Source organism: Caballeronia jiangsuensis (assembly GCF_046030135.1).
GTDB lineage: Bacteria > Pseudomonadota > Gammaproteobacteria > Burkholderiales > Burkholderiaceae > Caballeronia > Caballeronia jiangsuensis.
Window position 1 is genome coordinate 1 of the sequence record NZ_JAQQDB010000151.1, and the last position, 348, is coordinate 348.

The 348-nt window shown below is 61.5% G+C and carries 1 protein-coding gene; it reads left to right on the plus strand.

Annotated features, from left to right (window positions below):
• On the plus strand, positions 1-348 hold a 348-nt coding region (locus PQR08_RS38755), incomplete at both ends, for a contractile injection system protein, VgrG/Pvc8 family (protein ID WP_408164525.1).

Here is a 348-nt window from a genome sequence, read left to right on the forward strand (position 1 = left end):
TATATTTACGCGCTGAGCGTTGCGCGCAAGATCACCGCAGGCGAGATCACGCTCAACGACTACGATTACACACGCTCGAACGGCCGATTCGATATGAATCAGAGCCGTTACAGCGAGGCCTCCTTCGACAACGCCGCGCAGTATCACTGGGGCGATTACACGCAGCCGATGGCGGGTGCGATGGGGCTGGACGGCAAGCCCAACGATCTGCGTAATGAGGGCGATTATCTGGCGCGCGTGCGCGTGGAGGCGTTGCGCTGCGAGGGCTTGCGTCTGCACGGCACGGGCAACCTGCGCGGGCTGACCACGGGCAGGAAGTTTCGTCTCGAAGGCCATCCGCAGAAAGAA